Source organism: Thermostilla marina (genome assembly GCF_054657455.1).
This window is the reverse complement of sequence record NZ_BAAHYR010000001.1, coordinates 4,058,051-4,079,986: the sequence shown is the minus strand read 5'-3', so window position 1 is coordinate 4,079,986 and position 21,936 is coordinate 4,058,051. Positions and strand designations below refer to the sequence as shown.

The window sequence follows — 21,936 nt, the reverse complement described above, 5'->3', positions numbered from 1 at the left end:
CCCGCCGGGCTTCGATCTAAAGCGGAAATGTTGGATTGGATAAGATTTGCCGATTGTGCAGGCCAATGATCCTGTCGGGGGGTAAACAACGCAGGGCGGGCTCGGTCGAAACCGGACCCGCCCTGTTGGTGTGTCGTATCTGCCCCCTGTTTCTTATGTGGTTGCTTTGGTCAGTTGCCTTGGCCGTCGTCCGACTTCGGTTCCGGCAAGCGCGGGTCGGGCATCGAGCTGGTGAACTTGCGATCGACGGCGTTCACACGCTCGGCAGGCCAACCGACCGGGGCCAGCGACGAAATCATGATCTTCGGTTCGACGCCTTCGGGCAGGTAGTTGGCCGCCCATTTGCGGATATTTTCCAGTCGTTCGGCCGTGTCTTCCGGCGACGCGCATCGTCGCAGGTAGATGATGCGGTGCGGCTTGGTAGCTTGGGTAAGGATCCATTCGATGCGGAGCTTGCCAGCGCCGTTCAGCTCGTTCGTCCCCGACTCGAAATGTTGATCGGCAATCAGGTTTTGCCGTTCCCAGCCGTTGCGGACCATCAAGACGAACGGGGCGCGAACGGCGGCGCGGTCGGCGGGAAGGAACGATTCGGGCCAGAGATTGTTCCGTGCAGTGTCGCGTCCGACGCTGTGGAAAAACTTCTCCAGGATCTGTGCCTCAGCCCGCGGCGCGACCGCCCAAAGCGACATCGTCAATGCAATCGCCGGAACGAAGATAACGGTCGATCGTTTCATCGTGAACTCTCCATCCGTGGGATGTTTCCTGAAGGCCGCAGCATACGCGGCGCGCAGCACGCCCTCACTCGTTCTTATCGGTCGGCGGATCGATCAAAGCGAGTCAAATCGCCGTAAAGCCGCTTCGTTGCCGAGAAAACGACCTTTCCGACGCCGGTCGGCTCGGGATACAATCGTAACGATCGTGAAACTTGCATCCGGGATGTCGTCGGTAGATATAGCAATATCGAGGGAATCTTATGTCGAATGAACCCATTCCCATGACCCGCGAGGGGTATAAGAAACTCAAGGCCGAACTGGACCATCTACAAAACGAGGTCATGTGGGAAGTCGAAAAACGGATCGCCGCTGCACGTGAAGAAGGCGACTTGCGAGAAAACGCCGAATACCACGGCGCACGGGAAACCCAGGGGATGATTCAGGCGAAAATCAACCTGCTGCGCGATAAACTGTCGCGAGCGGTCATCGTCGATCCCAGCGACTTGCCTTCCGACGAGGTAGCCTTCGGGTGTACTGTGAAGGTAAAAGATCTCGAATTCGACGAGATCGAAGAATATACCTTGGTCGGGGCCGGTGAGGACGACGCCGCCAACGGCCGTATTCTCATTACCAGCCCCTTGGCGCAGGGCCTCGTGGGCAAGAAGGTCGGCGACATCGCCGAGATCGAGGTCCCGATGGGAACGTTGAAACTGGAAATCTTGGAAATTCGTCGCGATACGTGATTGATTCCCCCCCGCTATGTGGTGGGGTGCTTGACATCGGATTGCGATTTCGACCGGCTGCCCCCTCTCCAGAAGGGGCGGCCGATTTTGCTTCTGTCTCTCGATTGGCTGATAAATGGGGTAAATACACAAAATAGACAAAAGAGGAGTTGTGAGAAAAAAATACGAGTGTATCATGGAAACGATTAACCGGAACCTTCGGTATGACCGGAACAGGGAGGTTACGGGAACGGCGTAAGTAGGAGGATTGGCGACTCGGGGCAAGACGCTGCCCGTACTCACTTTGGAGGCACCATGATGACGCACCTGTGGAGAGCTTGTTGGACGCTCGGCGCCTTGTTGGCGGCTTGGAGCGTCGGGGCGTCCGCCCAAGCGGCGCTCACGCTGACCCTCGATATCGAGGATGTTGTCGTCCCGTACTCGGATCTCGACCAGACCACCGATTTGGAAGTCTACTTCACGCTGGACAGTACCGACACGTCCGATCCGACCCTGACCGTCACGCAGATGTATTTTGCGTTGCAGTACGCGTTCAGCCACTCCGACATTACGCTCGAAGATACCGCGAGCGTCGGGTCGCACAACACGCTTGGTGTGGATGACCAGACGGTTGATTGGTTGTTTCATTCGGCAACCGACATCGCGACGATCGGTGCTAGTCGCTTGGATCCGGTTTTCAATACGGCAGACTACACAGCGGAGATTTCTTGGCCGACCGGTGTAAGCACGACCGTTGTTCCCGGCACGACGTATGAGCTTCTTCGGATTCCTGTCACGATCGCCGGGGGATTGGCGGAAGGTGTGTATCCGATCGAGTGGCTTTTCACATCATACTACAACGGCCAACCGCGAATGGGCGGCACTCTGGGATCGGAGACGTTCGTCGGTACGCCTCAAATTCTCGTGGAGGGAGACAACACGATCGGGAGCGAAAGTTTGTCCGTGAACGCTCTAGACGGCGGGATTACGATTACGAGCCCACCGCCGAACCCCGTTCCCGAACCGGCGACGTGGTTCGGCTTGATTTCGACGCTTGCCGCAGGCGGCTTGGGCTTGGCCTGGCGTCGGCGGCGTGCCGCGTGAGGCGTTGCTTCGGACAGCGTGCTTATGCGCATCACGTATAAGAACGGTCGTGACACACCACTGCCGGGGCTCACTTGAATGGGTGAGACCACCGCTTGGGTGTGATGGTACCTTCATCGCTACCTCCGCGAAGGGGTTGAGCCGAGCGGCTCAGGTGGGACCGCTCGGCTTGCCTTTTTCTTGACGCGGTGTTCCTTTATTGTGTCCGCGCTTTGCCCTCGGGGGTTGACCGTCTGCCGGGCAGTGCAACAATTGCCCCCAAACCGGTGTTTGGAATCGTCGCGATCCTGTACGCGAAGTGACATCGGAACCCCGATCCCGGATCGCACTGGACCCAACCGAAGGAGGAAGAACATGGCGGACATCACTTTGGAACAAGCTCAGGCGGTCGTCGCCGCGGCCGTGGCCAAAGCAGAAGAGATCGGAACCAAGATGGATATCGCCGTCGTCGATGCCGGCGCGAACTTGAAGGCGTTTGTCCGGATGGACGGGGCGTGGCTGGGATCCATCGACATCGCCGTCCGCAAGGCCAGGACGGCTCGCTTTTTCGACATGCCGACCGGCGAGATCGGCAAATTGTCGCAGCCGGGTGGTTCGCTGTACGGGATCGAGCATTCCAACGGCGGGTTGATCACCTTCCCCGGCGGTGTGCCGTTGAAGAACGCCGCGGGCGAGATCGTCGGAGCGATCGGTGTGTCCGGCAGCACGGTCGAAAACGACCACGCCGTGGCCGAAGCCGGGGCCGCGGCGCTTCAGGGCTGAATCGGTCGCCAGGAACCGGCAAGGATATTTCGGGACGTCGCGCCGTCCGACGGTGCGACGTCTCGGGCTTTCTTGTGAGGGTCCGAAGCAGGGATATAATCGGTCGTTTGGGCGGCCGGTGCGACGGGCTTGGCGTTCTGCAACCCATTTTCGAGCGAGTGTGACAACGATGATCGAGTTGGGGGTGAACATCGACCATGTGGCGACCGTGCGGCAAGCACGGCGAACCTACGAACCCGATCCCGTTTGGGCGGCCTCATTGGCCGAACTGGGGGGGGCGGACGGGATCACGATTCACTTGCGGGAAGACAGACGGCACATCCAGGATCGTGATTTGCGGTTGCTGCGAGAGACGGTCACCGTCAAGCTGAATCTTGAAATGGCCTGCGAGGCCGAGGTCACCGATATCGCTTGCCGCGTACGGCCCGATCAGGCCACGTTGGTGCCGGAACGCCGGGAAGAACTGACCACCGAGGGCGGCTTGGACGTCGTCGCCAATCAAGAGAAGGTGAAAGCGACGGTCGAACGGCTCGGCGAAACGGGGATTTCGGTCAGCCTGTTCCTCGATCCCGATCCCAAGCAGATTGAGACCGCCGCGGAATTGAAAGTCGACGCCGTCGAGCTTCACACGGGTTGCTATGCGAACGCAACGACCAAGGAAGAACGCGACAAGGAGTTGGCACGAATCGCTCAAGCGGCAAAGCATGTTCGCGAATGCGGACTGGCCCTGCACGCGGGGCACGGCCTGACGTATCGAAATGTCGCGCCGATTGCCGGCCTGCCCGACATGCGCGAATTGAACATCGGCCACAGTATCATTGCCCGCGCGATCATGGTGGGCATGGAAAGAGCCGTTCGCGAAATGAAAGAGATCATGCTGCGTGCGGCATCGCACCGGTGAGCGAAGTCTACTTATTTAGAGGGGATCGGTTGACTTCGCCCTTTGCATCGGGTATTCTTTTGTGCTTTGAATTTTGAGGGAGATTTCAGGCTGTCGTCATGTCCGTTCTCGTTCCTCCGGTCAACACGGTAATCGATCGTGGCGCCGTCGGCGTCATCGGCATTATCGTGATTATTGGCTGAGAGGGACCGCAAGGGCGGACGCGGCAGAATTACGAACAAAGCCGAAAGCCCCGAGGTCCCGAAAAGACCCCGGGGCTTTTTGTTTTTGAGCTTTCCGGGGCGGGACCTTTCGACACGACGTTGCGAGGCTTTTGTCGGCTGCCGCCGTTTTTCGAGCGAGGACCCTTTCCAATGCGACGCATCGAACTTTACGACACCACCTTGCGAGACGGTTCCCAGGCCGAAGGTGTTTCGTTTTCGCCGTACGACAAGGTCTTGCTGGCGAAGCGACTCGACGAGTTGGGCTTCGACTACATTGAAGGCGGCTACCCGGCGTCGAACGAGAAGGATTGCGAATTTTTCCGCAAGATCAAAGACGAAAATCTGAAGCACGCGACCGTCGCTGCGTTCGGGATGACCCGCCGCAAGGGGAAGAAGGTCGAAGACGATGCCGGATTACAGGCCCTGTTGGACTCGGGCACCTCGACCATCACGATCGTGGGGAAGGCGTCTTTGTTTCAGGTGACCGAAGTCCTCAAGACCGATCGCGAGGAAAATCTGCAAATGATCGCCGATACGGTCGGGTATCTGGTCGACCAAGGGCGGAGGGTCATCTTCGATGCCGAGCACTTCTTCGACGGGTACAAGTACGACGCGCCGTACGCCTTGCTGGCCGTCGAAACGGCAGCCGAGGCGGGGGCCTCGGCGGTTGTGTTGTGCGATACGAACGGCGGTAGCCTTCCCGAAGAAGTCGCCGACATCGTTCGGCACGTCGTGCGAACCGTTTCCGTACCGGTCGGTATCCATTGTCACAACGACGGGGATTTGGCCGTGGCGAACTCACTGGCGGCCGTCGATGCAGGCGCAACGCAGGTTCAGGGGACGATCAACGGCTTCGGCGAACGCTGCGGCAACGCCGATTTGATCTCGGTGGCGGCCAATCTCGCCTTGAAAAAAGGGTACGACGTGCTCAAGCCCGGGGCGCTTGTGCACTTCACCGAGCTTTCTCGGTTTGTCTTTGAGACGGTCAATTTGCCGCCGCGGAACAATCAGCCTTTCGTAGGACGAAGCGCCTTCGCGCACAAAGGCGGCATGCACGTCAGCGGTGTTGCCCGCACGACCGCCAGTTACGAACACATCGATCCCGCGTTGGTGGGGAACGAGCGGCGGATCTTGGTCAGCGAGCTGTCGGGCCGGTCGAATATCGTGGCGTTGGCGACCAAACGCAATATCGAGACGACGCCGCAATTGATGGACAAGATCCTGGCCAAGGTCGTTTCGATGGAACACGCCGGTTATCAGTACGAGGCCGCCGAGGGGTCGTTCGATCTTCTGGTGAAACGCTGTGCGGGCACCTTCACGCCGCATTTCGAGCGATTGTCGTATCGTGTGAACATCGAGATGGAATCGGACGGCCGAATCGTGACGGAGGCCACCGTAAAGATTCGCGTGGGGGACGAAATTCGGCACGAAGTGGCCGAAGGCGACGGCCCGGTCAACGCGCTCGATGCAGCCATCCGAAAGGCACTCAACGGCACCTTCCCCACCCTGGCGAAGATGCAATTGGTGGACTATAAAGTCCGGGTGATCAACTCCGAAGCCGGTACGGCCGCGGGCGTTCGCGTGATGATCGAATCACGCGACGAGCACGATACGTGGGGCACCGTCGGCGTGAGCGAAAACATCGTCGAAGCGAGTTGGATCGCCTTGGTCGACGCCTACGAATACAAGTTGTGTAAAGACGAAGAACAGGCGAACCGCGCCGTCGAGAACACCGAAGCTGCGAACAAACAGACGGAAGGATCAGCCGACCATGTCGGGAACACCATCCCTGCCTGAGCTGCCCAAACAATACGATCACAAAGCCGCCGAGGCTCGTTGGTACAAAGAGTGGGAAGCCAAGGGGTATTTCCACGCCGAGCCCGATCCCGATCGCGAACCGTTTACGATCGTGATTCCACCGCCGAACGTGACCGGCGCGTTGCATCTCGGGCATGCGCTGAACAACACGCTGCAAGACATCCTGATTCGCATGCGCCGCATGCAGGGATATTGCACGTTGTGGATGCCGGGCACGGATCACGCGGGCATCGCCACGCAAGCCGTGGTCGAACGTCGTCTGTTGCAAGAAGAGGGGATTACGCGCCACGACATCGGGCGTGAAGGGCTAGTCAAACGCATTTGGCAATGGAAAGACGCCTACGAAGCCCGCATCCTCAGCCAATTGAAGAGCATGGGATGCAGTTGTGATTGGGAACGGACGCGGTTCACGCTCGATCCCATCTGCGCCCGCGCCGTGCGGCACACGTTCTTCCGCTTGTTCCGTGATCGGTTGATCTATCGCGGTCGCCGCTTGGTCAACTGGGATACACACCTGCAAACGACGGTTTCCGACGACGAGGTGTTCCATGAACCGGTTCCGGGCCACTTTTGGTATTTCCGGTATCCGGTGATCGATCCGCAGCCCGGCGAGCCGGAATACGTGACGGTTGCCACCACGCGGCCCGAAACGATGCTCGGCGATACGGCGGTGGCGGTCCACCCCGATCCTGCCGCGGCGCTCGACAAGGTTGAAGCCGAGCTGAAAAAGCGTCTGCAATCGGCCCCCGAAAAGGAAAAAGCCGAGATCGAAGCCGAACTCGATGCGCTTGCCGAACGCCGGAAGGCGATGCTCGATCGGCTGGTGCAGTTGCGCGATATGGCCCTGGCAGGACGCAAGGTCAAGCTTCCGCTGATGGATCGCCCCATTCCTTTGATCGCAGACGAGTGGGCCAAGCCCGAGATGGGTACCGGCTGCGTGAAGATTACGCCGGCCCATGATCCCAACGACTACGAGGTCGGCCTGCGCTGCGGCTTGCCGATGATCAATATTTTGAACCTCGACGGCACGTTGAACGAGAATGCGGGCAAGTATGTCGGCCAAACGATCGCCGAAGCCCGCGAAAACGTCGTAGCCGACATGGACCGTCTGGGGCTGCTCGAGAAGGTGGAAGATCGGACGATCGACCTGGCGCATTCGGACCGCTCGAAGACGCCGATCGAGCCGTTGCTCACCGATCAATGGTTCGTCCGCATGGACGAACTCGCCCAAATGGCGATGGACGCGGTAACCGACGGTCGCGTGAAGATCACTCCCGCCCGTTACGCCAAAGGGTATTTGGACTGGCTCTCGGAAAAACGCGATTGGCCGATCAGTCGGCAGCTTTGGTGGGGGCATCAAATCCCCATTTGGTACTGCAAGACGGCGACCGAAGAAGAGCTCGAAAAGGCCTTTGCCGGCCGCGACGACGTCGTTTGGCAACGTGACGAAGAATACGACCAGTGGCTGATTTGTGTTCGCGAAGGCGAACTTGAGCCCGACGCGATTCCCGGCCACGAACTCACCCGCGAAGAGGACGTTCTCGATACGTGGTTCAGTTCGGCGTTGTGGCCCCATTCGACGTTGGGATGGCCCGAACAGACGCCGGAACTGAAGTACTTCTATCCGACCAGCGTGCTGATCACCAGTCGCGACATCATCACGCTGTGGGTCGCCCGAATGGTCCTGGCCGGGCTGTACAACACCGGCGAAATCCCCTTCCACGACGTGTACATTCACCCGAAGATCCTCGACGGATACGGCGAGGGGATGTCGAAATCGAAGGGCAACGGTGTCGACCCGGTAGACGTCATGGAAAAGTTCGGGGCCGACTCGCTGCGTTTCGGATTGGCAATCATGACGACCGAAACGCAGGACGTTCGCATGCCGGTGAGCTTCGAATGCCCGCATTGCGGTCACCTGTTGGAGCAGACGCGCGAAAACCGCATCTTGCCGCGAATCGAATGTCCTGCCTGCAAGGAACCGTTCGGGACGCAATGGGCCGAAAAGCCCGAAGACAAAGCGTTGAAACGGGGACCGGTCGTCAGTGAACGATTCGAGTTGGCTCGCAACTTCTGCAACAAGTTGTGGAATGCGTCCCGTTTCTGCTTGATGAACCTCGAAGGATTCACGCCGGGCACGGTTGCCGACGACGACCTTGCCCTGGAAGATCGTTGGTTGCTCAGCCGATTGGCCGGTGTGACCAACTCGGTCACAGAGGCGTTGAACGGCTTTCGCTATGCCGAGGCCGCCCGCACACTGTACGACTTCGCGTGGGACGAGTTTTGCAGCTTCTACGTCGAGATGGTCAAGCTGCGTTTACGGGATGAGTCGACACGTCCCACCGCCCAACGCGTGCTGGCCCATGCGCTCGACGTGTTGTTGCGGCTGTTGCATCCCATGATCCCGTTCTTGACCGAAGAAGTGTGGCAGCTCTTGGCGGCAACGGCGCCGAAACGCGGCCTTCCCGCACCGCAGGAGGCGGCCGAAAGCATCATGATTGCCCGCTGGCCGGAAGTCGTCGAAGCGCACATCAATCCCGAAAACGAAGCGCGTTTCAAGCGCTTCGAGCAGTTGTTGCGATCGTTGCGTGAATACCGAATGAAAAACGGTATTGCACCGTCGCGGGTATTGGAAGTGGAGATTCGGTGCGACGCAGAAACCGCCGCGTTGCTTGAGCCGATGCGGTCCTACTTCCATTCAATGGCGACCGCGTCGATTGTGTCGCTCGGCGAAGTCGATCCCGAGGGGCTGACGACTTCGGCGGCGGTGCTCGACGGTGTCGAAGTCCTCGTTCGTCTTTCGGACGAGGAACGCGAGGCCGAAATCGCACGCCAGAAAAAGGAGCTCGCGAAACTCGAACCGCTCATCGCCGCGAAGCAAAAGAAGCTCGCCAACGAGCAGTTCGTGACGCGTGCTCCGGCACAGGTCGTCGAAAAGGAACGCGAAACGCTTCGCCGACTCGAAGAACAAAAGGCGGCCGCCGAAGCGGTCTTGGCCAAATTAGGCGGGGTGTAATCGGGCGTTTGCCCGTTTGTTCGGTCTCCCGACGACGCCGGCATTTTCGGACGCGATGCGATGCCTGAGCTTCCCGAAGTCGAGACGATGTGTCGCGGCATTCGGCCGGTTGTGGGCGGTCGGATCATCGGCGTGCGACGACCGCGAAGCCGATTGCAGTCGATTACCTATCGGCCGGCGTTTCCTCGGCTCGCATCGCGTGTGAAGGGGCTTCGCGTCGAAGACGTGCTGCGGATCGGCAAACGCGTCGTGCTGGCGTTGCAGGAAGATTGGCGACTGGTGATCGAGCCTCGCATGACCGGTCGCGTGATGCTCGATCCATCGCAGACGTTTTCGCACGTTCGGTTGGAACTGGAGATCGAGGGACCGGCTCGTCGACGTCACCGCGTCGTCTTTCGCGACGTGCGAGGGTTAGGAGTCGTCTCGCTCTTGTCCGCAACGGACTTGTCGATTGCACTCGGGCCGTCGAAGCTCGGCCCCGACGCGCTCGAGATTTCGTGCGAAGAGTTCCGGCGTCGATTGGCGCCGCGGCGGTCTGCGGTGAAAACCGCGTTGCTCGATCAAAAGGCATTGGCGGGCGTCGGCAACATCTATGCTTCGGAATCACTTCATCGTGCGAAGATCCATCCGGCGATTCCTTGTTGTCGTTTGAAACCGTTGCAGTGGAAGCGGCTGCATGCCGCCTTGATCGCCGTTTTGCATCGCGCGATCGAGTTGCAAGGTTCCACATTGAGCGATGGTGCCTACGCCACCCCCGACAACGCAGCCGGCCGATTTCAGCGGGAATTCTTGGTCTACGGACGCGCCGGCGAGCGGTGTCTGCAATGCAATCGCGGCAAGATCCAACGGATTGTGCAGTCGCAACGCTCGACGTTCTTTTGCCCAGTTTGCCAGCGACTACCAAGAAGAAACGGCTGACCGCCGGTTGAGCCATCGCCTGCGGAAGCGGCGTTGGAGAAGTGTCCGGTGGCTTCTGTGCGGTCCAATTTCCTGGAAAGGCTTCCTGCTGTTCTCATTGGGATTGAGGGCTGCGGGGATCGACTCGTTCGGGGGATGTCCCGCGGCGCCCGGGCGCTTAAGGTTTGAAACATCAGGAATTTGCTTGCGTCGGTTGCGCGGGTAGTTACAATTTTGTCAGTGCAAATTGGCACAGAGCGGCCGTTTGCCTCGGTCGTGTCGGCCGAACTCGCCTTCCACCGGTCCCACCTGTAGCAGTCAGTGTATGTCCTCGGTATGGTCCCTCCGACGTGGTCTGCGGGAAATCGAAGGCTCCCGAACGACGCGTTTCGTCTTGCACCTCGGCTCACGCACCACCTCGGTACGCACGCGAGCGCGCGGGGTGATTTTTGCCGTGGACGGAGAAATAAGCCCTAAGGAGCGACGGGAATCGAGTTCTGAATTTCGCTCCGGCAGAGAGGAGAGTGAATCGTGAAAATCCAGCGATGTCGCGGAAACACGTTGTTCCAGTCGAATCGACGGGAGTTCTTGACCGTCGGTGCGTTGGGCGTGCTGGGCATGACGCTCGGAGACCTTTTGGGAATGAAGTCGAAGGTGCTGGGCGCGCCGGCCGGTTCGGGCGGAACGTTCGGAAAGGCCAAGAGCGTGTTGCACATCTACCTGCCGGGCGGAATGGCACAGCAGGAATCCTTCGACCCCAAACCGTATGCCCCGCTCGAATATCGTGGTTCGTTCGGGACGGTGAAGACGAACACGGGCGAGCTGTTCAGCGAAGCGTTTCCCAAGACGGCGCAAGTGGCCGACAAAGTCACAATCGTTCGTTCCATGACGCACGGCGAGGCCGCTCACGAACGCGGCACGCACAATATGTTCACCGGGTATCGCCCGAGCGCCGCAGTGCAGTATCCGAGTTTGGGGAGCATCGTCAGTCACGAGTTCGGACCGCGGGAAAATCTGCCGCCCTACGTGTGTGTGCCGAGCATGCCCAATCCGTACGCCGGGCCGGGATACCTGAGTTCGGCGTTCGGGCCGTTTTCGTTGGGGGCCGATCCGGCAAGCGAGAGTTTTCGTGTGCGCGACCTGGCGCTGCCGTCGGGCATCGATGAAGAACGATTCGCCCGGCGTCGTTCGGCCTTGGATGCGGTCAACGCGCATTTCGCGGCCATCGAAAAGTCCGACGCGGTAGACGCGATGGACACGTTTTACCAGCGGGCATACGAAATGATCAGTTCGCAGAAAGCCCGCGAGGCGTTCAATCTGGCGGCCGAGCCGGATGCCGTCCGGGATCGCTACGGGCGCAACCAGGCAGGTCAGCGGTTGTTGATGGCACGCCGCTTGATTGCCGCAGGCGTGCGCGTGGTGACCGTCACGTACGGTGGGTGGGATTTCCATCAGCAGATCGTTCCCGGAACGCAGCGACTTGCGCCGGCTTTGGATCAGGCCGTTGCTTCGCTGATCGCCGACATGTCGGCAAGCGGATTGCTGGACGAGACGATCGTCATGCTTTCGACCGAGTTCGGGCGGACTCCGAAAATCAACGGCAACGCAGGACGCGACCATTGGCCGAAGGTGTTCAGCATCTTGCTCGCAGGTGGAGCTTTCGCTCGCGGAAAAATTTTCGGGGCTTCCGATGCGACCGCGGCCGAACCCGAAAGCGACCCGCTCGGGCCGGAAGACCTGTTCGCCACCATCTATCACCAGTTGGGCATCGAATACGAGAAACGCCTGGTCGGGCCGGGCAATCGGCCGATCAACATCGTCCGCGGCGGCAAGGTCCGCGAAGGGTTGTTCGGCTGACACGCCGAAACACGTACGTTCGCTTCATGATCAACGAGGAATCCCATGTGGCAGTGGAAGACCGACGGTAGGCCGTGGACTTGTGCGGTGCTCGCTGTCTTTTCGGTATTGGCGGGCGCAACCTTTGCGACTGCCGCATCTCCGCAGATTACGCGACTTCTTCCCGAGGGAGGCCAACGCGGGACGACCGTCGAGTTGACCATCGGCGGCGCCCGACTCGCCGACGCCGAAGACTTGTTTCTCTACGAGCCGGGAATTGCCCTCGAAGAAATCGTCGAGAAGAACGCCTCGCGATTGCAATGTCGTTTGAAGCTTGCCGACGACTGCCCGTTCGGCGAGCACGGGTTGCGAGTCCGCACCGCCTCGGGAATCAGCAACTTGATGACGTTCCATGTGGGGCCGTATCCGATCGTCGATGAAGAAGAGCCCAACAATGACTTCGCCCAACCACAACCGATCGAATCGAACGTGACCGTTCACGGTGTCGTCGTCGAAGAAGACGTCGACTACTTCGCCGTCGAAGCGAAGGCTGGGGAACGGCTCAACGTCGAGATCGAAGGCGTACGCCTGGGGCTGACGTTTTTCGATCCGGCGGTGGCAATTCTCGATCGGGGACGTTTCGTATTGGCGTCGTCGGACGACACGCCGCTTGCGCGTCAAGACGCCGCCTGCGGGGTCGTCGTGCCCAAGGACGACACGTACATCATTCAGGTACGCGAAAGCTCGTTCCGCGGGTCGAATCAATGCCGATACCGTTTGCACGTGGGGCGTTTTCCGAGGCCGACCGCGGTGTTTCCGCCCGGCGGCAAAGCCGGAGAAACGGTGCACGTCCGTTATTTGGGTGATGCGGCCGGTGCCTGGGAAGCCGACCTCGTGTTACCGACCGATAGCGACGAAACGTGGGGGCATTTTCCCGAGCAGGACGGTTTGTTTGCGCCGTCGCCGGTCTACCTACGGGTAAACGAATTGCCGAATGCTTTGGAGCAGGAGCCGAATGACGGTATCGGCCAAGCGACGGTTGCAACGATTCCGGCCGGGTTCGCGGGCGTCATCGAAAAAGAAGGCGACGTCGATCACTTTCGATTTGCGGCGAAAAAAGGCCAGCGACTGGATATCCGCGTGTTTGCGCGAGCGTTACGGAGTCCGCTCGACAGTGTCCTTTCCGTCCATTCCGCCGACGGCAAGTCGATCGGTAGTAACGACGATTCGGGCTCGCCCGACAGTTACTACCGGCTGAACGTGCCGGCGGATGGGGAATATGTCGTACGGATTCGAGATCATCTGTTCCGCGGGGGCGACGACTTCGTCTATCGCATTGAAGTCGCACCCGTCGCCCCGAAACTGACGATGGGCCTACCCGAACGCACGCAGTACCAAGACGTCACCATCGCTGTTCCGTGCGGAAACCGATTGGCTGTGTTGGTGTCGGCGACACGGGAGGATTTCGGCGGCGACGTGACACCCGCGTGGAAAGACTTGCCCGCCGGCGTTTCGGCCGAGATCGTACCGATTCCCAACGGCCGACCGAACGCGGCGGTCTTGTTTACGGCTGCCGACGATGCCCCGCTTACCGCAGCGTTGGCCGGTTTGGAAGGTCTTGCCCATGTCGGTGACCGGGAGATTCGCGGCCGATTGTTGCAACGCACCTCGTTGGTGCGCGGTCAAAACAATCGCGAGATTTGGGAATACCGCCAAGACCGAGCGGCGACTGCGGTGGTCGAACCCGTGCCGTGTGTGATTCGCATCGTGCCGCCGAAGGTGCCGATCGTGCAGGGCGGCTCGATGAGACTGAAGATTGCGGCCGAGTATCAAGAGGGGTTCGACGGACCGGTGACGATTCAGATGCTGTCGCTGCCGCCGGGAGTATCGGCCCCGGCTTCCGTCACGATTCCCAAGGGGAAAAAAGAGGTCGTCATGCCGTTGACGGCGAATCCGAGCGCTGCGGTCGGGACCTGGAAGATCGTCGCGTTGGGACGGTTCGATACCGGCGACGGGCCGATTCTCATTTCGACTCAACTCGTCGACCTCGAGACGGCGGCTCCGTTCGTCGCGTTCACCTATCCGCAAGCAGCGATCGAGCACGGTCAGACGATTTCGCTGCCGATCGCCGTCGACGTGAAGACGCCCTTCGAGGGTAAGGCGAAGGTTGAATTGCTGGGGTTGCCGAGCGGAATCACGACCGAACCGCAGGAAATCGACGCCCAGTCGAAGCAGTGCGTGTTTTCGTTGACGAGCGACGACAAGGCGCCCGTCGGATTGCACAAGTCGCTGGTGTGTCGCGTGACGATCACCCAAGACGGCGAACCGATCGTGCATATGCTGCGAGGCGGCACGTTGCGCATTCAAAAGCCGCGTCCTGCACCGGCGGCGCAGCCGAAACCGAAGCCGCAGCCGAAGCCTGAACCTGCCGAGCCGGCCGAAAAGCCGCTGAGCCGGTTGGAGCAACTGCGGCTGGAGAGGGCACAGCAAGGGAATAATCCTTGAACACGCAGTGCCGCCGCGAATTGAGAATCGATGCGAAAAGCGAAAATAAACGAACCGTCTTACGAAAGCGCCGCGACGGCGGAGGAGAGAAGGATGATCCCACGACGAAAGTTCTCGATGGGAAAAGCGATCGTGCCGCTGCTTGCCGCGACGATTTTGGTTGGGCTTGCCGCTGCGGAGAGAACATCGGCGGCGGAAATCGCCTCGCTGGCCGTCTACCCGCCTGATCGCATTCGGCTCGAAACGGCGGCCGACCGGCAATCGTTCATCGTCGTGGCGACGCGGACCGACGGTGTGACGCTCGACGTGACCGACGCGGCCGAGGTGATTCTCGCCGATGCTTCGAAGGCGCGCCGTGAGGGGAACACGCTGTATCCGCTGGCCGACGGCGACACCGTGTTGCAAGTCTCGTATGCCGGGCAATCATTGACCGTGCCCGTGCAGGTGGTGGATGCGGCGCAGGAACGGCCCTTGAGTTTTCGTTTGGATGTCATGCCCGTCTTCATGCGGGCAGGATGCAATACCGGCGGTTGTCACGGTGCGGCAAGCGGGAAGGACGGGTTTCGCCTGTCGCTGTTCGGTTTCGATCCCGAAGGCGACTACTTCCGGATTACCCGCGAGGTGCCCTTCCGCCGCGTCAATCTGGCCGTGCCCGAAGAAAGCCTGCTGCTGCAAAAGGCGATCGGCGCCGTGCAACATACCGGCGGGAAACGCTTCGAACCGGAAAGCGAGTACTATCAAACGTTGTTTCGATGGCTTGCCGAAGGGGCACCGGCCGACGCGGGCGACGTCGCGTCCATCGTGAAAATCGAGGTCTTTCCCAAACAAATCGTGCTCGAAGGCGAGGGCGCAAGCCAGCGGATGGTCGTCAGGGCGCACTATTCCGACGGCACCGACCGCGATGTGACGCCCTTGACGCTGTTTGTGAGCAACAACGACTATGCCGTGCCCGTCGATCCCGCGGGTATCGTGTCGGCGGCCAACCGGGGTGAGGCTTTCATTTTGGCCCGCTTCGATACGAAATCGGTCGGTACCCAAGTGTTGGTGCTGCCGGAGGATGCCGCGCTCGAAACGGTGGCGGAGAAACCGGTCAATTACATCGACGAGTTGGTGGGCGAAAAGTTGCGAAAGCTTCGTATTCGCCCCAGCGGATTGTGTTCCGACGAAGAATTCTTGCGGCGCGTGACCCTCGATGTCGTCGGGTTGCTTCCGACCGAAGATGAATACGCCGAATTCATGGCCGATACCTCGCCCGACAAGCGGACAAAGCTCGTCGATCGGCTGCTGGCTCGAAAAGAATTCGCCGAATTGTGGGCCATGAAATGGGCCGAAGTGTTGATGGTGCGGTCGAACAACCAGGTCAGCTACAAATCGACGTACTTGTATTCGCAGTGGTTGACCGAAAAGATCGCCTCGGGTGAACCGTTCGATGAAGTCGTTCGGGAAATTCTGGCGGCCGACGGCGGGACGTTTACCAATCCGGCGACCAACTTCTACCAGGTCGAAACCGACACCCTCAAGACCGCTGAAAACGTGGCCCAGGTGTTTTTGGGTCGCCGCATTCAATGTGCCCAGTGCCATAACCATCCGTTCGATCGATGGACGATGGACGACTACTACAGCTTCGCGGCGTTCTTTTCGCAAATTGGAAGGAAGACAGGCGAAGATTACCGGGAAACGATCGTCTTCAATCGCGGGGCCGGCGAGGTGCGGCATCCCGTCGGGAACCGTACGATGGCACCGAAATTCCTCGGCGGCGATACGCCCGATACCCAAGGCAAGGACCGCCGAAAGGTTTTGGCGGAATGGATCACATCGAACGAGTGTCCCGACTTCTCGCGAAATGTCGCCAACCGTGTGTGGGCGCACTTTTTCGGCAAGGGGATCGTCGATCCGGTCGACGATGTGCGCATCAGCAATCCGCCGAGCAATCCCGAGTTGTACGATGCGCTGGCCCGTAAGTTGGTCGAATACAAATACGATATCAAGAAGCTCGTCCGCGACATTTGCTTGTCGAATACGTACCAGCGGTCGTGCGTGCCGAACGAGACGAACGCCGACGACGAACGCAACTTTTCACGGGCTTTGGTGCGTCGCGTGCAGGCCGAGATCATGCTCGATTGCGTGTGTCAGGTCACCGAATCGCCCGAGAAGTTCCGCGGTTTGCCGCTGGGTGCCCGTGCGGTTCAAATCGCCGACGGTACGACCAGCAATTACTTCTTGACGACTTTCGGGCGTTCGCCGCGCGACACGGTATGTGCGTGCGACGTTCGGACCGATCCTACGCTGTCACAGGCCCTTCACCTGCTCAACGGCACGACCGTCGAAAACAAGATCCGCAACGGCAAATTGATCGACCGCTGGTTGGCGGAGGGGCAAACGCCCGAGCGAGTCATCGAGCGATTGTACATTCGCTGCTTGACGCGAAAGCCGACTGCCGAAGAACGCGAAAAACTTACCGCGTTGCTTGCCGGCGCAGAAAATCCCGTGCCGGTGTTGCAGGACGTCTTTTGGGCGATTCTGAACTCTCGCGAGTTCATGTTCAATCATTGACATGGCGTGTAACCGCAGGATCGTGCAGCTCGCCAATCGAATCGTACGGAGCAACACCCCTGTTGCAGAAGAAACCAGGTGCTCACATGACAAGCCGAATCATCTCGGTCGCCGTCGTTTTCGTGTTGTCGCTGGGGATCGGTACTTCCGGCCGCGCGGCGGATGAGAAGATCACCTACGAAGACCACGTGAAACCGATTTTGAGGGAGCATTGTTTTGCGTGCCACAATCAAAACAAGGCCACGAATGATCTGGCCCTCGATTCGTACGAGATGCTGATGGAAGGCGGTGCCAGCGGCACGTGTATCGAAGCGGGCGATCCCGATTCGTCGTACTTGTGGTTGTTGGTTTCGCATCAAGACGAACCGGCGATGCCGCCCAACCAGGACAAGTTACCCGATGCCAAGCTGAGCATCATTCAACGCTGGATCGAAGGCGGTGCATTGAAAGACTCCGGTTCCACCGCGGCCGCGGCAAAGCCGAAGGTCGAGCTGGCGATGACGGGGCCCGTCGGCGCGAAAGCCGAGGCGATCATGCCCGAGGGCGTGGCAAAACAACCGCTCACCGTCACCTCGCATCGCGGCGCCGTGACGGCGTTGGCTGCCGCACCGGGGGCACCGTTGGCGGCCGTCGCCGGGCTCCGCCAGATTTGCCTGTATCACTTGGAGACGGGGGAGCTGCTGGGGATTTTACCCTTCGATCCGGGAATGCCCTACGATTTGAAGTTTTCGCGTTCCGGGGCCGTCTTGGCAGCCGGTGGAGGAACGGGGGCCAAGCTGGGGACCGTCGTCTTGTACGACGTGCGAACAGGAAAAGAGATCACACGCGTCGGCGACGAATTCGACGCCGTGCTTACTTGCGATATTAGTCCTGATCAGTCGTTCGTGGTGTTGGGCGGCCCGCAGCGACTCGTCCGCGTCTTCAATACCGCCGACGGTACGTTGGCGACACAAATCAAGAAACACACGGACTGGGTTTACGCCGCGGCCGTCAGCCCGGACGGCATCCTCATGGCAACCGCCGACCGCAGCGGGGGATTGTGGGTATGGGAAGCAGGCACCGACCGCGAGTTCTATCGTCTGGACGGTCACAAGGGAGCGATTACCGATCTGGCCTGGCGTCCCGACTCGAACGTGCTGGCCTCGTGTTCGGAAGACGGAACGGTGAAGCTGTGGAATATGCTCGACGGGAATCTTGTCCGTAGCATCAATGCCCACAACGGCGGTGTGGCGTCGATCGACTTCTTGCCCGACGGCAACGTCGTGTCGGGAGGACGCGACAAGACCGTCAAGGTCTGGGATGCCTCGGGGAAGGCGATCAAGACATTTCCGGCATTCTCCGAGATCGTCCTGGAGGTGACCGCGAGCCTCGACGGACGGCACATCATTGCCGGCGATTGGGCGGGGGAAGTTCGCGTGCTCGACGTCGAATCGGGAAAGACGACGGCCGTGCTTTCGCCCTACCCCCAGACGGACGCTCCGCCCGCAACCGCCTCTCCTTGACCCGGTTCGCCGGTTTCTGCCGAGGCCCGACAATCGGGGCTTTCTGCCTTCTTGTCGCTTTGTTCACCATTTGCAGGAGTCCCATTCGAACACGGCAAAAAGGGAAAGAAAAATTGACTTGACCCTGTGGGTAGACTTTACTTGGCATAGATCGACCGAGGGCCGAATGGGTTGTTTTCGGCCGCATCGGACGATTGGCTGTACGTTCCGTGCGAAATGATTGGAGGGAGAACCCGATGAAACGGCATCTTGTGGTGGGATTGACGTTGTTGGCGGCTTGCCTGGCAACGACGGTTGCGATTCGGCCTGTTTGGGCGATCTCGCAATTCAAGAAGGAGTTCGAGACGAAGTACGTCAAGCCCGACAGCAAAGACCCCAAAGACGTGGCATTTGCCCAGGCCGTGGCCGAAGCCAAGTGCAACATTTGCCACGAAGGAACGAGCAAGAAGAACCGAAACTTGTACGGGCAGGCACTCGACAAGTTGCTTGATCGTCGGCTCGACGCTCGAAATCCCGAGAAGATTCGCGAGGCCTTGGATGCCGTGGCGAAGATGCCGAGCCGTCCCCGCAAACCCGACGAACCGAAGGATGTCAAGATTCCGACCTTCGGCGAGCTGATCGCTCAAGGCAAGCTGCCCGTGCCGTTGCCGAAAAAGGAAGAGGAAAAATAAGCCTCGCCTCGCCGTGCGGCGTATCGGCAAACATGCGGCATTGAAAAGTAAAGCGGCGCGTTCCGTTCATGGAAGGCGCCGCTTCTTCAATTCTTGGGGCGAAACTCAGGTGCGTTCCCGATACGTTACGACGTGAGCAGCGGTTCGATTTCTTGTGCCAGCCGTTTGCGGGCGACGTGCAGTCGCCGCTTGATCGTGCCGATGGGCGAATCGAATCGACGACTCATCTCGGCCAGCGATTGGCCGTCGAAATAGAAGGCTTCGAGCGTATCGCGGTCGAGTCTCCCCAGTCGTTCCAGGCCGCGCCGGACGACTTCGGACCGCTCGGCGGCCAGCATGTCGGCCAGGGGCGAGGTTCCGTTACTCGGCTCGCTGTCGAGGAATTCCCCCGAGAGCATTCGATGCCGCTTGCCGCGGACGGCGCGATTGATCGCCATGCGGTTGGCGATCGTCCGCAACCAACCGGGGAACTTGCTGCCGTCGGTCAACTGGTCAAGCTTGCGGTAGGCTTGGATGAACACCTCTTGGACGGCCTCTTGGGTCTCGGATTCGTCGTGGATGACGGCGCGCACCGTCGCTCGCACCATACCGTGGAAGGCGTCGAACAACACTTCGAAGGCCCGTTCGTCGCCGGCTTGAGCCGCGGTCACCAGCGATTCGACGTCGATCGGAAGCTGTGTGTCGGAAATACGAGTATTCGGATTGGAGGAGAGTTCTTGGATTGCCATCGATTGGTTCCCTTCGTGCAAGCCGCCGCTTGCCGCAACGAGCAACGGTCCGACCTTCGGCGCGGTGCAGAAACAGCCCGCAGCCGGTGATCGGTCGCCCGGCGGGTCAAGCGTCGGTTCAGGTGGATGTCCCCGTGAGCGGGGCGTCAACAACCCGGACTACTTGACCCGTGCCGCGAGACCGATCCGAGGCGGCGTCGATGGTCCGCCGACCGGCTCGCGTGGGCATGAGACATCGAGACCACGCACATCGAATGCCGCATCAGACCGTTTGCCCGCAACAATCCGAGGGGTTCTCGCAATCGCAAGGCAAACCACAAAGCGGCCGCAGAAGCGCGCAGGGCGATACCGGCTACCGTCCGCGTCAGGGTAACGACGACGGCCTTCACTCGCGTGGTGCCGATGACGTCGCGTTTGACCACCTTGACGACTTTCGTGATGACGGTACCCATGATCAACCCCTACGCATTTGCGTGGTTTGAAGGGAACGACGAAACAACAAATTACACCTCGGCCCCGGTGCCGCGAGCCGGAGTTCGGTTTGTGCCCGGCGGCTACCTGAGGCCATTAAACCATCATACTCGTCCCGATCATCCATCGCGAGTGGGAAATCGGTGGTCCCCCAACAGAGTGTGGGGGCCGGCTCGGGGAGTACGAGGGCTATGACAGCAGATCGAACCGCGAGGTTCACGAATTCCGCCCGTTTTTTCCGGAAAACCGGAGATTCCCGGTCGATTCAGCCAGGCCTCCCTTCTGTAGAGGGGGTTGTGTTGGTGGTTAGACGGTGGCGTGCGGCCGATATCAAATCGACTGCCGCGGGCGCGGCGTGGGCGACGGCCAATGCCAAGAGTCCCGCAATCAGTTGGCCCCAATACTGATTGAATTCACGACCGACGGCCGCGAATGCCGCCAAGTAACTGCAAAGAGCATACGTCGTGCGACGTCCGAAGGGCGTATTCCAACCAAGCATTCCCAGCCACGCCGCCGCAAGATAGGCGGCCGCGACGGCCTGCGGAAGCACGATCAGGTAGGCGTTCATCTGCGTCAAGCTGATCAGAAATGCCGCGCCGCCGAACCGCAGCCAGCCGGGGCCCGCGGTTGCGCCTTCGGCAGGCATATGATGCATCACGTTCCACGCGTGCCGGGCGAAAAAGATTCCCCAAAGCCCGATGCCGGCCGCCCAACCGCAGGCTTCCCGGTAACGCCTTTCGCAAAGGGCCGTGAGACAAGATACGAGACAGTACAACACCGCCAGCTCGCGGATGAACGCGGCTGCGACTCCCAGGCCGATCGACCACCCGCCCCGGCCGAATCCCCACGCGACCAGTGAAAGACAAATCAGCACGCCCGCCCAAAGTTCGGTGGCCAGATATTGACGCCCCAGTGTTGCCGGAAGCAAGATCGCGCCGATAAGCAGCACTGCCGCAGTCGTTGGAATGAGCAATCCTCGGTCTTCGCGGGCCAGCAGTTCGAAGGCACCGGCTACGACGAGCACACTCAAGATCGTCAAGAGCACTTTGCCCCACGACGGCGACGGCAGAATCGCCAAACCTCGAAACAGAGTCGGCAGTCGCCAATTGAAGACACTTGTCGTCGGAAACCCGCGCGCGGGAAGTTCCGATGCAGCCACCGCGTAATAGTTTTCACCCGCCGACGTACGCGCGACTACCGCTTCGTACAAATCCATGTCGTTGGTCTTGCGCGGCGTGGCGGAGCGATTGCTTTCGGCCGCAGGTGAAAAGGTCAATGCGATCGCGGACGCACAGACCAACAGGGCGAGCACCAAAACGCCCCTGGCCGTTTGCGGAGACAAGCGTCGCAACGGTGTTGCGGACGGTCGCAAGAAGACTCGTTTTTCGTCGGGAACGCCGGGAGAATTGGGCATCGCAGGTAAACCGTCGAAATGTCCTTCGGTCCGTTTGCGCGGAAGGCTTGTAAACCTCTTAGAAATGTAGCTTGTCGTGCGTCTTACCTTGGAAACGGACGGGGTGTGCTGGTTTTAGCG

The 21,936-nt window shown here is 60.0% G+C and carries 16 protein-coding genes; 12 read left to right on the top strand and 4 right to left on the bottom strand.

Going from position 1 to position 21,936, the window contains the following annotated elements; genetic code table 11:
• Positions 1-170 precede the first annotated feature (170 nt).
• On the bottom strand, positions 171-734 hold the full coding sequence (locus ACYQ2I_RS14820) for a hypothetical protein (RefSeq protein ID WP_460167803.1): 564 nt from the start codon (positions 732-734) through the stop codon (positions 171-173).
• Between the two features lie 239 nt (positions 735-973).
• Between ACYQ2I_RS14820 and greA the strand changes: the two genes are divergently transcribed.
• The 12 genes from greA to ACYQ2I_RS14760 all read left to right on the top strand — a co-directional run bounded on the left by greA (position 974) and on the right by ACYQ2I_RS14760 (position 19,203).
• Positions 974-1,456, top strand: coding sequence for a transcription elongation factor GreA (gene greA / locus ACYQ2I_RS14815; protein WP_460167802.1), 483 nt, complete (start codon positions 974-976; stop codon positions 1,454-1,456).
• A 294-nt stretch (positions 1,457-1,750) separates the two neighbouring features.
• Positions 1,751-2,539, top strand: coding sequence for a PEP-CTERM sorting domain-containing protein (locus ACYQ2I_RS14810; protein ID WP_460167801.1), 789 nt, complete (start codon positions 1,751-1,753; stop codon positions 2,537-2,539).
• Between the two features lie 354 nt (positions 2,540-2,893).
• Positions 2,894-3,301 carry a GlcG/HbpS family heme-binding protein gene (locus ACYQ2I_RS14805; protein ID WP_460167800.1) on the top strand — a complete coding sequence of 136 codons (408 nt, stop codon included), beginning with the start codon at positions 2,894-2,896 and terminating at the stop codon, positions 3,299-3,301.
• A 169-nt stretch (positions 3,302-3,470) separates the two neighbouring features.
• Positions 3,471-4,202, top strand: a complete 732-nt coding sequence (locus tag ACYQ2I_RS14800; RefSeq protein WP_460167799.1) for a pyridoxine 5'-phosphate synthase — start codon at positions 3,471-3,473, stop codon at positions 4,200-4,202.
• A gap of 353 nt (positions 4,203-4,555) precedes the next feature.
• Complete coding sequence (gene cimA, locus ACYQ2I_RS14795) at positions 4,556-6,202, top strand: citramalate synthase (protein ID WP_460167798.1); 1,647 nt, start codon at positions 4,556-4,558, stop codon at positions 6,200-6,202.
• Positions 6,177-9,239, top strand: a complete 3,063-nt coding sequence (locus tag ACYQ2I_RS14790; RefSeq protein ID WP_460167797.1) for a valine--tRNA ligase — start codon at positions 6,177-6,179, stop codon at positions 9,237-9,239. Before cimA ends, ACYQ2I_RS14790 begins: the two co-directional genes overlap by 26 nt.
• Before the next feature lie 60 nt (positions 9,240-9,299).
• The gene (gene mutM / locus ACYQ2I_RS14785; RefSeq protein ID WP_460167796.1) at positions 9,300-10,157 is read left to right on the top strand and encodes a bifunctional DNA-formamidopyrimidine glycosylase/DNA-(apurinic or apyrimidinic site) lyase; all 858 of its coding nucleotides are present in this window, start codon (positions 9,300-9,302) and stop codon (positions 10,155-10,157) included.
• Positions 10,158-10,667: 510 nt separating this feature from the next.
• A complete protein-coding gene (locus ACYQ2I_RS14780) occupies positions 10,668-11,993 on the top strand; it encodes a DUF1501 domain-containing protein (protein WP_460167795.1) in 1,326 nt (441 codons plus the stop codon).
• Positions 11,994-12,038: 45 nt separating this feature from the next.
• The gene (locus ACYQ2I_RS14775) at positions 12,039-14,477 is read left to right on the top strand and encodes a PPC domain-containing protein (RefSeq protein WP_460167794.1); all 2,439 of its coding nucleotides are present in this window, start codon (positions 12,039-12,041) and stop codon (positions 14,475-14,477) included.
• 93 nt (positions 14,478-14,570) lie between these two features.
• Positions 14,571-17,030 carry a DUF1549 and DUF1553 domain-containing protein gene (locus ACYQ2I_RS14770; RefSeq protein WP_460167793.1) on the top strand — a complete coding sequence of 820 codons (2,460 nt, stop codon included), beginning with the start codon at positions 14,571-14,573 and terminating at the stop codon, positions 17,028-17,030.
• 86 nt (positions 17,031-17,116) lie between these two features.
• A complete protein-coding gene (locus ACYQ2I_RS14765; RefSeq protein WP_460167792.1) occupies positions 17,117-18,532 on the top strand; it encodes a WD40 domain-containing protein in 1,416 nt (471 codons plus the stop codon).
• Between the two features lie 236 nt (positions 18,533-18,768).
• Complete coding sequence (locus tag ACYQ2I_RS14760; protein ID WP_460167791.1) at positions 18,769-19,203, top strand: hypothetical protein; 435 nt, start codon at positions 18,769-18,771, stop codon at positions 19,201-19,203.
• Between the two features lie 125 nt (positions 19,204-19,328).
• Here ACYQ2I_RS14760 and ACYQ2I_RS14755 read toward each other — a convergent pair whose 3' ends face one another.
• The 3 genes from ACYQ2I_RS14755 to ACYQ2I_RS14745 form a co-directional block, all read right to left on the bottom strand.
• Positions 19,329-19,931, bottom strand: a complete 603-nt coding sequence (locus ACYQ2I_RS14755; RefSeq protein WP_460167790.1) for an RNA polymerase sigma factor — start codon at positions 19,929-19,931, stop codon at positions 19,329-19,331.
• A 146-nt stretch (positions 19,932-20,077) separates the two neighbouring features.
• Positions 20,078-20,383 (bottom strand): hypothetical protein, encoded by a 306-nt coding sequence (locus ACYQ2I_RS14750; RefSeq protein ID WP_460167789.1) that lies wholly within the window; start codon positions 20,381-20,383, stop codon positions 20,078-20,080.
• Positions 20,384-20,667: 284 nt separating this feature from the next.
• On the bottom strand, positions 20,668-21,816 hold the full coding sequence (locus tag ACYQ2I_RS14745) for a hypothetical protein (protein ID WP_460167788.1): 1,149 nt from the start codon (positions 21,814-21,816) through the stop codon (positions 20,668-20,670).
• Positions 21,817-21,936 lie beyond the last annotated feature (120 nt).